Origin of the sequence: Halobacterium sp. NMX12-1, assembly GCF_040435975.1 — an archaeon.
Lineage (GTDB): Archaea > Halobacteriota > Halobacteria > Halobacteriales > Halobacteriaceae > Halobacterium > Halobacterium hubeiense.
Genome location: NZ_CP159204.1, coordinates 1,155,968 through 1,169,672, shown reverse-complemented (window position 1 = coordinate 1,169,672; position 13,705 = coordinate 1,155,968). Strand labels below are relative to the sequence as shown.

14 protein-coding genes are annotated in these 13,705 nt (G+C 68.3%); 3 read left to right on the top strand and 11 right to left on the bottom strand.

The window, feature by feature from the left end:
• The first annotated feature begins 45 nt into the window (after positions 1 to 45).
• Entirely contained in the window at positions 46 to 1,017 is a 972-nt protein-coding gene (locus ABSL23_RS07620) for a phosphoadenosine phosphosulfate reductase family protein (RefSeq protein ID WP_353635256.1), read from the top strand.
• Positions 1,018 to 1,222: 205 nt separating this feature from the next.
• On the opposite strand, the gene ABSL23_RS07615 is transcribed toward ABSL23_RS07620, so the two are convergent.
• The 5 genes from ABSL23_RS07615 to ABSL23_RS07595 all read right to left on the bottom strand — a co-directional run bounded on the left by ABSL23_RS07615 (position 1,223) and on the right by ABSL23_RS07595 (position 7,462).
• On the bottom strand, positions 1,223 to 2,050 hold the full coding sequence (locus ABSL23_RS07615) for an aldo/keto reductase (protein ID WP_353635255.1): 828 nt from the start codon (positions 2,048 to 2,050) through the stop codon (positions 1,223 to 1,225).
• Between the two features lie 57 nt (positions 2,051 to 2,107).
• Positions 2,108 to 3,346, bottom strand: coding sequence for a digeranylgeranylglycerophospholipid reductase (locus tag ABSL23_RS07610; RefSeq protein WP_353635254.1), 1,239 nt, complete (start codon positions 3,344 to 3,346; stop codon positions 2,108 to 2,110).
• 203 nt (positions 3,347 to 3,549) lie between these two features.
• Complete coding sequence (locus ABSL23_RS07605; protein ID WP_353635253.1) at positions 3,550 to 4,623, bottom strand: succinylglutamate desuccinylase/aspartoacylase family protein; 1,074 nt, start codon at positions 4,621 to 4,623, stop codon at positions 3,550 to 3,552.
• Between the two features lie 222 nt (positions 4,624 to 4,845).
• Positions 4,846 to 5,715, bottom strand: a complete 870-nt coding sequence (locus tag ABSL23_RS07600; RefSeq protein WP_059055925.1) for a 2-oxoacid:ferredoxin oxidoreductase subunit beta — start codon at positions 5,713 to 5,715, stop codon at positions 4,846 to 4,848.
• A gap of 4 nt (positions 5,716 to 5,719) precedes the next feature.
• A complete protein-coding gene (locus tag ABSL23_RS07595) occupies positions 5,720 to 7,462 on the bottom strand; it encodes a 2-oxoacid:acceptor oxidoreductase subunit alpha (protein ID WP_353635252.1) in 1,743 nt (580 codons plus the stop codon).
• A 274-nt stretch (positions 7,463 to 7,736) separates the two neighbouring features.
• On the opposite strand from ABSL23_RS07595, the gene ABSL23_RS07590 reads away from it, so the two are divergent.
• Both ABSL23_RS07590 and ABSL23_RS07585 read left to right on the top strand, forming a co-directional pair.
• Positions 7,737 to 8,378: an FAD-binding oxidoreductase gene (locus ABSL23_RS07590; protein WP_059055921.1), complete on the top strand. Its 642-nt coding sequence runs from the start codon at positions 7,737 to 7,739 to the stop codon at positions 8,376 to 8,378.
• Positions 8,379 to 8,463: 85 nt separating this feature from the next.
• Positions 8,464 to 8,982 carry an NUDIX hydrolase gene (locus ABSL23_RS07585; RefSeq protein WP_059055919.1) on the top strand — a complete coding sequence of 173 codons (519 nt, stop codon included), beginning with the start codon at positions 8,464 to 8,466 and terminating at the stop codon, positions 8,980 to 8,982.
• Here ABSL23_RS07585 and mce read toward each other — a convergent pair.
• From mce to ABSL23_RS07555, 6 genes are read right to left on the bottom strand one after another with little or no spacing between them, the layout of a single operon-like run.
• A complete protein-coding gene (gene mce, locus ABSL23_RS07580; protein WP_353635251.1) occupies positions 8,979 to 9,368 on the bottom strand; it encodes a methylmalonyl-CoA epimerase in 390 nt (129 codons plus the stop codon). The genes ABSL23_RS07585 and mce overlap by 4 nt on opposite strands.
• 54 nt (positions 9,369 to 9,422) lie before the next feature.
• On the bottom strand, positions 9,423 to 10,379 hold the full coding sequence (locus tag ABSL23_RS07575) for an oxidoreductase (protein WP_353635250.1): 957 nt from the start codon (positions 10,377 to 10,379) through the stop codon (positions 9,423 to 9,425).
• 59 nt (positions 10,380 to 10,438) lie between these two features.
• Positions 10,439 to 12,124 carry a methylmalonyl-CoA mutase family protein gene (locus tag ABSL23_RS07570; RefSeq protein WP_353635249.1) on the bottom strand — a complete coding sequence of 562 codons (1,686 nt, stop codon included), beginning with the start codon at positions 12,122 to 12,124 and terminating at the stop codon, positions 10,439 to 10,441.
• Between the two features lie 37 nt (positions 12,125 to 12,161).
• Complete coding sequence (locus ABSL23_RS07565) at positions 12,162 to 12,347, bottom strand: hypothetical protein (protein ID WP_353635248.1); 186 nt, start codon at positions 12,345 to 12,347, stop codon at positions 12,162 to 12,164.
• Between the two features lie 45 nt (positions 12,348 to 12,392).
• Positions 12,393 to 12,977, bottom strand: coding sequence for a GNAT family N-acetyltransferase (locus ABSL23_RS07560; RefSeq protein WP_353635247.1), 585 nt, complete (start codon positions 12,975 to 12,977; stop codon positions 12,393 to 12,395).
• Between the two features lie 48 nt (positions 12,978 to 13,025).
• Entirely contained in the window at positions 13,026 to 13,676 is a 651-nt protein-coding gene (locus ABSL23_RS07555; protein WP_353635246.1) for a hypothetical protein, read from the bottom strand.
• Positions 13,677 to 13,705 lie beyond the last annotated feature (29 nt).

Sequence of the window (13,705 nt, the reverse complement as noted above, 5' to 3'; positions counted from 1 at the left end):
ATCGGGAACCACAAGCATATACGTTACAACGTCGATTCCGAGCGTATGAGCGAGGAATTCCCCGACTACCTCGACGTCGACTACACCGACGGCGAAGGCGAGTCCCCCGAGGACTACCCGACGCTCGAAGACAAAATCGAGAAGGCCATCGAAGTCACCCGCGAGGGCCTCGAAGCGTACGAGAACCCCGCCATCATGTGGACCGGCGGCAAGGACTCCACGCTCACCCTCTACTTCGTCAAGGAGGTCGCTGACCGATTTGACCTTGAGGTGCCGCCAACCATCTTCATCGACCACTTCCAGCACTTCGACGAACTCCACGACTTCGTCGATACATGGGCCGAGGAGTGGGACCTCGACGTCATCTACGCCCGCAACGAGGACGTCGGCGACTACGTCGACGAAAACGGCCTCGACCCCGGCGACGACATCCCCATCGACGCCCTCAACGAACAGAACCAGCACCACGTCCGCGACCTCCTCGAGTACGAGGAGGACACCTTCCCGTTCCTGCTGGACACCTACGTCGGCAACCACCTCCTGAAGACCGTCGCGCTCAACAACGCCCTCGAAGAACACGACGTCGACGGCATTCTTAGCGGCATTCGCTGGGACGAGCAGGAAGCCCGCGCCGACGAGACGTTCTTCAGCCCCCGCCACGACCCCGACGTCTACCCGCCCCACGACCGCATCCAGCCGATTCTCCAGTTCGACGAGGCCGCCGTCTGGGACGCCTTCTGGTTCTACGTCGTCCCCGAAACCGTCAAGGAGTTCCCCGACGACGGCTACGTCCCCCAGGACTACGACGACCTCCCCAACGGCCTCACCCACGAGGACATCCCCGTCTCCCCCAAGTACTTCAAGGGCTTCCGCTCGCTCGGCAGCGAAATCTCCACGGACAAGGCCTCCGAGGAGCCCGCGTGGCTCCAGGACTTGGCGAACACGACCGAGCGCGCCGGCCGCGCCCAGGACAAAGAAGACCTCATGGAGCGCCTCCGCGACCTCGGGTACATGTAGTACCTTTTTGCTGCGCTCGCTCGGGCGCTGACGCGCCCTCGCTCGCTGGCAAAAAGCTACGCTAAAAAGCGCCGTCGGACCCCGCTCCGGGGGTCCTCGGCGCCCGCGCTCGCTGCTCACGGCTCGCTCCGCTCGCCGATGCTCGCTGCTACGACTTCTCGCGGTATCGGCGAAAGAAGAATCCGATAGCGGAGCGGCTACGTCGTCAGTTCCACGGGGCGAAGCCGGGGTCGACTTCGCGCTCGCGGGCGTCGATGCCGTCGATTTTCTCGACGTCTTCGTCGTCAAGGTCGACGTCGAGGCTCTCGAAGTTGTCCGCGATGTGGGCCTCGCTGGTGGCCTTCGGGATGGCGGTGACGCCCTTCTCGCGAACCCACGCGAGGCTGACCTGCGCCTCGCTGACGCCGTGCTTGTCGGCGACGGCCTGAATCTCGGGCTGGTCGAAGACCTCGCCGCGCGCGAGCGGCGAGTACGCGACGAGTTCGAGGTCCCGACCCTCGGCGTACTCCCGGAGCTCCTCCTGGGGGAGCAGGGGGTGGAGTTCGACCTGGTTCGCGAACGGGTCCTCGCCGAGGATGTCGCGGGCCTCGTCGAGGTGCCGCGGCTCGAAGTTGCTCACGCCGATGCGGTCGGTGAGGCCGTCGTCTTTGAGCTGCTGGAGCGCCGACAGCGTCTCCTCGGCGTCGTACTCGCCGGCCGGCCAGTGGACGTACAGGAGGTCCACGGCGTCCACGCCGAGCTTCTCCAGGCTCTCCTCGGTCGTCGAAATCACGTCGTCGTGCGCGAGGTTCTCGATCCACACCTTCGTCGCGAGGAAGACGTCCTCGCGGTCGACGTCGGCCTCGGCGATGCCGCGACCGACGGCCTCCTCGTTGCCGTACGCCTGCGCGGTGTCGATGTGGCGGTAGCCCGCTTCGAGCGCGGTGCGGACGCTCTCGACGCACTGCTCGGGGTCGTCGTTCTGCCACGTGCCGAGCCCGAGCATCGGCATCTCGTTCGCCAGCGGTGCGCGTCGCTGCTCGTTCTGAGACATGTCCGAATGCAGGGCCGCCGCGGGGTTAGTGCTTGGGGAGGCGGCGGCGCCCGCGGGCTATCGTTCCGCGAGGCGCTGCTTCGCGAACCGCGCGAGCAGCGGGAGGTCGTCGAAGTGAACGAGCTTCGAGATCCCGCGCAGTCCGCCCTCGTTGGCCTCGCTGAGCGTCTCCACGTCCATCGCGTTGAGGTCGTCCATGAGGCGGTCGTAGCGGTCGTTCGGCGCGAGATAGAGGAGCTGGGTCATCGCGAGCCGGCGGCGCATGTCGGGGGCGACCCGGCTCTTCCAGAGGTCGTCGTAAATCGACATCGCGTCGGCGGACGTGTCAGTCTCCGTCCCCATCAGGCAGCGGTCCGCGGTGATGGCGGCGGCGCGCGCAGACTCCATTCCCTTGTGGATGCCCTCCCCCCACAGCGGGTCGATGGTGGGGACGGTGTCGCCGATGGCCATGAAGTTGTCCGTGCTGAAGCTGTCGGGCATCTGGATGTGCGCGGAGCCGCGGTGCTGTTGCTTGTCAGCGATGCGTTCGGCGTTCTCGAAGCGCGGGTCCTCGTCAAGCCACGCTTCGAGGTGTTCGTCGATGCTCCGCGACGTGTCGCCGTACTGCTGGTAGCGCTCGTGCTGGATGTAGCAGAGCCCGACCTTCGCCGTGTCCTCGCCCGTGTGGAAGATCCACGAGTAGCCGCCGGGGACGACGTCGTGGTCGAGGCGCAGCATCATCGCGTTCGAGAGGTCCGCGAAGTCCGGGTGATCGACGTCGACACCCTCCATCTCCCACTCGATGCCGACCGCCTGGTGTTGGCGCTGGAGGTCGCAGACGCCGAGCTTCTTCGCGAGCGGCGCCGCCGGCCCCGTCGCGTCCACGACGATGTCCGCGTACACTTCCTCGTCGCCGTCGTACTGCACGCCGACGATGTCGCCGTCCTCCATGATGGGGTTGTTCACGCGCGCGTCGAAGCGGTACTTGGCCCCGTGCTCGCGGCCCTCCGCGACGAGCCACTGCTTGAACTCCGCGAACTCCAGAACGGCGCCGGGTTGGGTCTGCACGAAGTGCTCGTTCGGGGATTCGAGGACGACCTCATCGGTGTACTGCATCACGACGTCGTCGGGAATCCCGAACGCGCCGGTCATCGACGCGAACGTGCCCGCGGTGGACTTGTTCGACTGGCGCGGGAACCCGTCCTCGGGTTCGGCTTCGAGGACGAGGACGTCGTAGTTCCGCTGGGCGAGGTCTCGTGCGCACTGTGCTCCTGCCGGGCCGGCGCCGGCGACGACGACGTCGTAGTGCTCAGACATGGCGTAGAGGGTCGGTGTGTGGGTGCGGCCGTCCGGCCGCCGTGGTTTCGCGGACGCGCGCGGGGCGTCGGTGCTCGAACTGGCGCCCGTCTCCGCAGGGAGCTGCGTCGGCGTCCGCGGTCACTGTTACTCGACGTAAGTCGCGTCGCAGGTAAAAAACACGCGGGAACGTTCCTGACGCCCGCGAGAGGGCGGAATTGGGGTCACTCGGCTTCCTCGCCGTCGCCCATCCACCGCAGGCCGAGCAGCCGGTAGCCGTCGAACTCCCCGGTCTCGATTTCGCGCTCGATTTCGGCGTGCGTGTCGGCGTCGATGCGCGCGAGGTGACAGAGCGGGTGGCCGGGCGCCGCCACGGGGTTCTCCAGTATCCCGACGAGAATTCCCGTGAACGGCGCCTCGACGACGTGCTCCTCGGTGCTGAAGTGGTCGCTGATGGTGCAGATGGTCTCGCCCTCGTGGACCAGCGGCGTCGGCCCCCATTCCATCTGCACGAGGCCGCCCGTATCGGCTCGAAGCCACCGCTTCTCCTGGTTGCCGCCGAGCACCTCCTGCCACCGCGGCTGTGCGACCTCGCCGTCCGGGAGCGCGTCGTACGCCGCGAGCACGCTCTCCACGCCTTCCAGCGCCTTCTCGACGAGCGGGCGCTGGAAGCGGTGAGCCTTCCCCATCTCCACGGTGATGGTGGGGATTCCGTCCCGAGTAGCGGTCCCACGAAGCGACCCGTCGTCGCCCGCGCCCGCGAGAATCACGTTCGCGCCGAACGCCGCCGCGAGGCGCTCGACGTCCGGATTCGAGGTGTCAGCCCGCACGTGGTACATCGTCGTCCGGTTCCGCGTCGAGGTGTGGAAGTCCACGACGAGGTCGCACTGACTGACGAACCGCCGGTAGACCTCGTGGGCCATCCGCTCGGCGGTGTTCGCGCGCTCCCGCCCGGGAAACGAGCGATTGAGGTCCTGGTCGTAGATGGGGATGTCGCGCTGCTGGGCGAGGTACCCCGGGACGTTGACGACGTGCAGGCAGACCAGCGTTCCGTGGAGGTCGCTGGGGCCGTACTCGGCGGCGACCTCCTGGAGCACTTTCACGCCGTTCAGTTCGTCCCCGTGGATGCCAGCGACCAGCCCCACGGTCGGTCCGCCGGCCTCGCCGTTGAGTATCGTCACCGGCATCTCCACGGGGTCGCCGAGGTACGTCTCCCCGATTTCGTAGCGCACGTGGCGCTTCTCCCCGGGTGGCACCTCGCCCTCGTACCGGAACGACTCCGGCTCGCTGTCTGTCATACTCGCTTCACGTAGCCGGCAACGATAAACACGGCGGCGGTGCTGTACAGGAGCCGACAGAGCGGGAGAGAGAAGCATCGGCGCGCGTAGCGCGCCGTTCACCGCGCGAGCCGTGAGCAGCGAGCGCGGGCGCCGAGGACCCCCGGAGCGGGGTCCGACGGCGCTTTTTCCGCAAGTTTTTGCCGAGGGCCGCCTCCGGCGGCCCGCAGCGCAAAAAGTGCGTTAGTAGAACTCCCGAACGAGGTCGGTGGCGCCGTCGGGGGCGCCGTCGGGAATCTCGGCCATGTTCTCGGTGACGCCGTGGGCTTCGTGGTACGGCGTGGAGTTCTCGTCCTGATAGAGGACGCCCATGTACTCCTTGTCGGCGTCGAGGATGGCGTCCTTGGCCTGGTCGTAGTCGTGGCGGTCGTAGTCGTCTTCCTCGGAGAGGTCAACGAGGCTGTCGCGGAAGTAGTCGTAGGTGTCGACGTCGTTGAACGTGACACACGGGCTGAACGTGTTGACGAGGCTGAACCCGTCGTGTTCGATGGCTTCCTTGACGATTTCCGTGTGGCGCATCGCGTCAGAGGAGAAGCTCTGGGCGATGAACGAGCCGCCGGCGGACATCGCGAGCGCGAGCGGGTTGACCGGCTGCTGCTTGGAGCCCTCCGGCGTGGTGGAGGTCTCGAAGTCCGGCCGGCTGGTCGGGGAGGCCTGCCCCTTGGTGAGGCCGTAGATGCGGTTGTCCATGACGACGTACGTGATGTCGACGTTCCGGCGGACGGCGTGGATGAAGTGGCCGACGCCGATGGAGTAGCCGTCGCCGTCGCCGCCCGCGACCATCACTTCGAGGTCGGGGTTGGCGAGCTTCGCGCCGGTGCCGACCGGGAGCGCGCGCCCGTGGACGCCGTGGAGCGCGTACGAGCGCATGTACGTCCCGATTTTGCCGGAGCAGCCGATGCCGGCGACGACGAAGGTGTCGTCGGGGCTGTTGCCGGTCTCCGCAAGCGCTTTCATCATGCCGTTCATGGTGCCGAAGTCGCCGCATCCCGGACACCACGTCGGCTGTTTGTCGGACTTGAAGTCGGTGAATCGGACGTTCTCTGAGCTCATTGGGTTAGGCCTCCAGTGTCTGCTTGATTTCGTCGGCGAGTTCGTCCGCCTTGAAGTCGACGCCGTCGTACTTGTTGATGCGGTCGACGCGTTCGAGGGTGTCGTGTTCGACGACGTCCGCGAACTGGCCGGTGGCGTTGGCCTCGACGACGACCACGTCGTCGGCGGCCTGCACGTCGTCGGTGAGGTCGGGTCGCGGGAAGATGTACGGCACGGAGAGCACGCGCACGTCGAGGTCGTCGAGGTAGTCGAGCGCTTCGACGATGGTGCCCTCGTTGGAGCCCCACGAGATGACGAGGCTGTCGGCGTCGCTGTCGCCGAACTCGCGGTAGTCGAAGTCCTCGCGTTCCTCGGCGGTCTCGACTTTCTGGTTGCGCTTGTCGACCTGTTCGACGCGCACCTCGGTGTCCTCGGTCCGGCGCCCGAGTTCGTCGTGTTCGAGGCCGGTGGACATGTGGACGCCGCCCTCGGTCCCGGGGACCGCGCGCGGGCTGATGCCGTCGGCGGTGACGGCGTGGGGCTTGAACTGGTCTTTCTCGTTCTGCCACGCCGAAATCTCGTCCTCGTCGACGAGCTTCCCGCGGTCGATTTCGACCTCGTCCATGTCGAACTCGTCGGGCTCGTAGGTGCGCTCGGTGACCGCCATCGAGAGGTCGGCGGTGAGGTAGACGGGCAGCTGGTACTTCTCGGCGAGGTTGAACGCCTCGACGGTCTTGTGGAAGCACTCCGCGACCGACGTGGGCGCGAGGACGAACCGCGGAATCTCGCCGTGGCCGCCGTACAGCATCATGTTGAGGTCGCCCTGCTCCTGCTTCGTGGGCATCCCCGTGGACGGGCCCGAGCGCATGACGTTCGCGATGACCAGTGGGGTCTCGCTGGTGGCGACGAGGCCGAACGTCTCCGCCATCAGGTCGATGCCGGGGCCGGAGGTCGCGGTCATCGCGCGAGCGCCGGCGCGGGCGGCGCCCAGCGCCATGTTGATGGCCGAGAGCTCGTCTTCGGCCTGGACGACGTGGCCGCCGAACTGGTCGATGCGGCCGGTGAGGTACTCCATGACGTCCGTCGCGGGCGTGATGGGGTAGCCGGCGTAGAACCGGCAGCCGGCGGCGATGGCGCCCATGCCGATGGCTTCGTCGCCGTTCAGCAGGACGTAGTCGTTGTCCGTGGTCTCAAGCTCGTAGGTGGCCTGGACGTCGGCGTACTCCTCGTTGACGTACTCGTGGCCGAGCCGGGCGGCCTCCTTGTTGTTCTCGACGATGCTCTCGCCCTTGTTCCCGAAGCGCTTCTCCAGGGACTCGTCGAGGTTCTCGATGGGGAAGTCGGTGACCGCGCAGACAGCGCCCAGCGCGACGATGTTGCGCATGATGGCGCCGCCGGCGTCCTCGGCCAGCGACTTCAGGGGGACGTCGAGGCCGACCGTGTCGTCGGGGGCTTCGAAGTCCGAGAACTCCGTGCGGTCGCCGTCGAAGATGATGACGGAGTCGTCGTGGAGTTCGTCGAGGTTCTCGTCGACGGTGCGCTCGGTGAGCGCGATGAGGACGTCGAGTCGGTCGACGACGCTCTGCACCTCGTCGACGGACGTGCGAACCTTGTACGCGGTGTAGCCGCCGCGGATTCGGGACGCGAAGTCCTTCGAGGTGAAGACGTGGCGACCCGCGCGGGACAGCGCCTGCGCGAAAATTTTCCCGGTGGACGCGATTCCATCGCCGGCTTCGCCGCCGATGGCCCAGTTCAGGTCGTCGTGCATGTGAGTGGGGGTAGCCGTGCCCCCTGCAAAAAGGCTTCTGAAGCCGTACGACCCTCCGAAACAGCCGATTCTCGGCGAGAGAGCGATATAATTGGTCATTCGTCCATGATAGATTCGGGGGCCGTGATGGACGGCCGCTGCACGCGCGCGTTACGCCCGCGTGTCTACCGGGAACTTCCGATTCTCGGGTTGTCGTTCTGTCACGACGGGGGCGCACGCGGGGTCGGTCGGCCGGGAAGCGAATCCATTTGGGTCGTCGGCGCGAACTCGGCGCATGGACGAGACAGCAGTTTCGGTTCGGGCGGTCCGCGACGCGGGCGCGCACACCGTCGCCGTGGTGTTCGAGAGTCCCGACGGGTTCGCGGCCGAACCCGGCCAGTTCGTACAGGTGTTCGGCGAGTTCGAGGGCGAGCGCGAGGGGCGCTTCTACACGCTCTCCTCGCCGGACGTCGAGGAGACCTTCGAGATCACGGTCGAAGTCGACCCCGAGGGGACGCTGGGCCCGTGGCTGGCCTCGCGCGACCCCGGCGACGAGGTCGTCGTCTCCGGGCCGTTCGGCGACGACTACTACGAGGGCGAGGACAGCGTCGTCGTGCTCGCGGGCGGCCCCGGCGTCGGGCCGGCGGTCGCGGTGGGCGAGCGCGCGCTCGCGGACGGCGCCGACGTCACCGTCGTCTATCAGGACGACGAACCCGTCCACGAGGACCGGCTCGCGGCGCTCGCGAACGCCGGGGCGCGCGTCGTCTTCGTCGCGGACGGCGTCGACGCCGCGGTCAAGTCGCTGACCGGGCCCGCGGACGCCGTGCCGTTCGTCTACGGGTTCGCGGGGTTCTGCGAGGCCGCGGTGGACGCGCTCGACGCCGCCGGCTTCGACACCGACGCCGCGAAAGTCGAGAGCTTCGGGCCGGCGCCGTAGCCCGACGAGTAATCGCCCGCAGACGGAATCGTAAGCGTCTCTCGGAGCCGAACGAACTAAACCGGAGGATTCCTTTGGTGCTCCCGTGTCGTCTAGCGGCTGGAACCGGGTTCGTCGACGGCTCGCCGGCCTCGAACGAGACTACGGGGCGTTCGACGTCGTCGAGGAGGAGACGGTCGTGCCGCGCGCCGTCTACACCGACTGCCTGCAGGCCGCCGAAGCGGGGTCGCTGGGTGGCGCGCGCGTCGTCCTCCGCCACGACGACGAGGTGTTGCTCGTGCGCTACGGCGACCACCCCGATGCGTGGGACTTCCCGGGCGGCTCGACCGAGCGCGGCGAGTCCCACGAGGACACGGCGAAGTTCCGCGTGCACGACGACGTCGGCGCGACGTGTTCGCTGACCGGCGTCGCGCGCGTCATCGAGCAGTCGTTCGCGCTCGTGGAGGACGGCGACGGCGTCACCGGCCTGTGGGTGTTCTTCGAGGGCGAGACCGCCGAGCGCGACCTCGCGCTGTCCGAGGAGATTCTGGAAGCGCGGTGGTTCGACGCCGCGGACCCGCCGGACGCCGTCGGCCCGCACGTCGCCGCGATTCTCGACGGCTAGTGCTGGACGAACTCCACGAGCGCGCCGCCCGTGTCCCGCGGGTGGAGGAACGCGATTTCGTGTCCCCACGCGCCTTCCCGTGGCTGTTCGTCGATGAGAGCGACGCCCGCCTCGCGGGCCGTCGCGAGCGCGGCTTCGATGTCCTCGGTCGCGAGCGCGACGTGGTGGATGCCCGCCCCCTCGCGGTCGAGGTACGCGCCGACGTCGGTGTCGGCTTCGACCGGTTCGAGTAGCTCGAAGTAGCTGTTCTCGCCGAGTTCGAGGAAGACGACCCGGAGGCCGTCCAGCAGTTCTTCGTGGACGGCGGGCGCGTCGAACAGCGTCCCGTACAGTTCCGCGAGGGCGTCCGCGTCGTCGGTGACGACGCCGATGTGATCGACGTGCATGCGGGAACGTGGCCGGCCGCGGACAATCAAGGCTCCGACGCGCGCCCGGTCGCGTCAGTCGTCGGCCGGTGCGGGCAGGTCGAAGGAGACGCTGGTGAGATCCTCGGAGACCGACCAGAGGCGGCGCGCGGTCGCCTCGTCGCGGGAGCGCTCGTTGGACTGCTGTTCCTCGGGGTGGCCGCGCGCGTTCAGCAGGCCGCCGGGACCGACGTACTCGCCGCCGTCGATAGACGAGTGGGCTGCGGCGTACAGCAGCGGCCACGCGCCGGCTTCGGCGCTCTGCGCGAGCACGGCGTTGGCGGCCTTCATCGCGAGCAGGCGCAGCCGCGACCCCTCGGCCTCGGGGCCGCGAAGCTGGAGGTTCGTCGCGGCGAACCCGGGGTGGCAGGCGACGCTGGTGACGCTGGCGTTCGCGGCGCGCAGCCGGCGGTCGAGTTCGTACGCGAACAGGAGGTTCGCGAGCTTCGACTGGCCGTAGGCCTCCCACTTGTCGTACGCCTGCTCGTGCTGGAGGTCCTCGAAGTCGATGTCGCCGTTCTCGTGGGCCATGCTGGACTGCGTGACGACGCGCGTCTCGCCGCTGGTCCGCCGCAGGACGTCGAGGAGGCGGCCGGTGAGCGCGAAGTGCCCGAGGTGGTTGACGCCGAACTGCGTCTCGAAGCCGTCGGCGGTCTCCGAGCGCGGAATCGCCATCACGCCGGCGTTGTTCGCGAGCACGTTCAGCGAGTCGTACTCCGTCTCGTACCAGTCGGCGAACGCCGCCACGGAGTCGAGGTCCGCGAGGTCGAGTTCGCGGACGGTCAGCGACGCGCCCGGGTACTCGGCCTCGATTTCCCGCTTGGCGTCCTCGCCGCGCTCGACGCTCCGGCACGCCATGACGACGTGCGCGCCGCGCGCCGCGAACGCCTTCGTCGCCTCGTAGCCGATGCCGCTGTTCGCGCCCGTGACGACGACGGTGCGCCCGGACTCGTCGGGCAGGTCGTCGGCGGTCCAGCCGCTGTCGTTGAACATGTATTCAATCCCGCGCGCGAGCCACATAATACGGGGTGTCGCGGCGACGCCGGCCGGGTCTACAGCGCGGCGCCGGGCTGGTGCTCGCCGAACACGTCCCGGAGCGCGTTACAGATTTCGCCGACGCTGGCGTACGCCTTCACCGCGTCCACGATGTACGGCATCACGTTCTCGTCGCCCTCGGCGGCGTCCTTCAGGGCCGCGAGCGCGGCCTCGACGGCTTCCTCGTCGCGCTCGGCTTTCACGGACTCGACCTGCTCGACTTTCCGGCGCTCGTCCTCCTCGGTGACCTCCTCGATGTCCACCTCGGGCTCGTCGTCCTCGACCTCGAACTCGTTGACGCCGACGATGACGCGCTCTCCCTCCTCGATTTCCTGCTGGCGCTCGAACGCCACGTCCTGAATCTGCCGTTGCACCCACTGGTCCTCGACGGCCTGCCGCATCCCGCCGCGGGACTCCACGTCGTCGAGAATCTCGCGGGCCTCTGCCTCCACCTCGTCGGTGAGGTTCTCGACGTAGTAGCTCCCCGCCAGCGGGTCGATGGTGTCCGCGGCGCCGGACTCGTGGGCGAGAATCTGCTGAGTCCGGAGCGCAGTCCGCACGGACTCCTCGGTCGGAATCGACAGCGCCTCGTCCTTCCCGTTCGTGTGGAGGCTCTGCGTGCCGCCGAGCACCGCGGCGAGCGCCTGGTAGCCGACGCGCACGATGTTGTTGTCGATCTGCTGGGCGGTCAGCGTCGAGCCCGCGGTCTGCGTGTGGAACTTCAGCTGCTTGCTCTTGGGGTTCTGCGCGTCGAAGCGCTCCTCCATAATCTTCGCCCACATCCGGCGGGCGGCGCGGAACTTCGCCACCTCCTCGAAGATGTTGTTGTGGGCGTTGAAGAAGAACGAGAGCTGGGGCGCGAACTCGTCCACGTCGAGGCCGGCGTCGAGCGCGGTCTCCACGTACTCGATGCCGTCCCCGAGCGTGAACGCGATTTCCTGGGCGGCGGTCGCGCCCGCCTCCCGGATGTGGTAGCCCGAGATGGAGATTGTGTTGAACTTCGGGGTCTCCTCGGCGCAGAACTCGAAGATGTCCGTGATGATGCGCATCGACGGCTCCGGCGGGAAGATGTAGGTGTTGCGCGCGATGTACTCCTTGAGGATGTCGTTCTGGATGGTCCCTCGAAGCTCCTCGCGGTCGACGCCCTGCTGGTCGCCGACCGCGATGTACATCGCCAGCAGGACGCTGGCGGGCGCGTTGATGGTCATCGACGTGGACACCTCGTCCAGCGGGATGCCGTCGAAGACCTTCTCGAAGTCCCGGAGCGTGTCGATGGCGACCCCGGACTTCCCGACCTCACCCTGGGCCATCGTGGCGTCGGAGTCGTAGCCCATCTGCGTCGGGAGGTCGAACGCCATCGAGAGGCCGGTCTGGCCCTCGTCGATGAGGTAGTGGAAGCGCTCGTTGGTCTCCTCGGGCGTGCCGAAGCCGGCGTACTGGCGCATCGTCCACAGCCGCCCCCGGTACATCGTCGGGTAGACGCCCCGCGTGTACGGGTCTTCGCCCGGGAACCCGAGGTCTTCTTCGTAGTCGAGGTCCGCGACGTCCTTCGGGGTGTAGAGGGCGTCGACGGACTGCCCGCCGGTGTCCGTGCGGAACTCGTCTTTGCGCTCTCCGAACCGGTCGAGCGTGGGAGACAGCGACTCCGCCTCCCACTCCTCGCGGGAGTCGCGAATCTCCGCGAGGTCCTCGTCGTCGAACATGATTGGAGCGACGGCGGACGGCGCCTTAGTTCGTGCGTTATCGGGGACCGGCCGCCCCCGTCGTTCGGAGCGCGCCGCCCAGCGACAGCGCCAGCCCGGTGACGACCACGAGGAAGCTCCCGCCGTCGAAGAGGCCGACGAGGGTCACTTGGAGACCGAGCAGGGCGAAGGCGATGCCGGACAGCGCGGTTCGCACGCCGTCGAGCGCGGAGGACTCGCTCATGACCGTCGGGTCGCGGCCGCCGGAGAAGTAACTGTCGGTGTGTTGTTACGTTCCGCCGGTGTCGTACTTGTACGTCGCCGAGTCCGGGTCGATGCCGAAGTCCTCGGCGGACTCCGGCGGCTCGGTCTCGTCGTCGCTATCCGCCTCGCGCTCGGCGAACCGCTCGCGGAGCCGCTGGGGAATCTCGAAGTCCGCGAACGCCAGCCGCACCGGCACCGCGTCGGGCTGGTACTCGCGGGTGGCGTCGAGGCGGTCCGGGAGCGGCTCCGGGAGGTCCTCGGCGGGCACGCGCTCGAACCCGAACTGCGCGAGGTACGCCGGCTCGTCGGTGAGCGCGTACGCCGCCTCGAAGCCCTGGTCGCTGGCGTCCTCCACGAGGTGTTCGAGGAGGTTCGCGCCGACGCCGCGGCCGCGCCACTCCTCGCGGACGCCGATGTTCGTGAACTCGCAGACCGACCCGTCGTCGGTCGTGTGGACGCGAAGCCGCGCGAACCCGGCGCGCTCGTTGGTCTCCCCGTCGATAGCGAGCACGTAGTCCCGCGAGCGGAACGCCGGGTCCTCGAACCCGAACTCGTCGAGGCGGTCGAGCAGCCACACCTCCTCGTGTTTCTTCGCGTCGCGGGCGTACATACTCCTACCCTCGGACGCCCCCCGGAAAAGCGTTTGCGGGGCCGCCGGTCACCGGCGGAACAGCGCGCCGGCGGCGACCGCGACCGCGACCACCGCCGCCCCGACACCGAACCCGGGGCTGTTGGTCTCCGTCGTGTTCGTCGTGGTCGCGCTCGTCGCCGTCGAGTCGTCGGTCGCCGTCTGCGTGCGCGCCGTGGTCGCGTTCTCGGGCGACGCGCCGAACGCTCGCGCCAGCCGGGTGGCGTTCGACTCCGTAGCGGTGGTGAGCAACAGCCGCGGGTCGTCGGCGAACCCGCCGCGCTCGACGTTCTCCGCCAGCGTCGGCGCTAGTCCCGCCGCGTAGACGACGTCGCCGTCGACGACGGTGAGCAGGCAGTAGCCCTCGTCGTTGCGCTCGGCGCCGTCGGCGGGACAGTTCCCGGTCCCGTTCTCGGACGTGAACCCGGCGTCGACGAGGGTTTCGGTGAACGACTGCGCGCCCCCGTCGGTGAGCGTGACGGCGACGCCCACGCCGCCGTTCGCGGTCCGCGTCTGTTCTGCGGTGGCGACGTCGTCGGCAGTCACGACCGGCGTCTCGGTCATCGACCCGTTCTCCGCGGGGTAGCGCGCGACCACGCTGGCGTCGGGCGCGGCGGCCGCACCACCACCGGCGGCGACGATACTGGCGACCAACAGGGCTGTGAGGAGGGCTCGGGTCACGCGCGGCCGTTCGCAGCCCCGGGACTAAA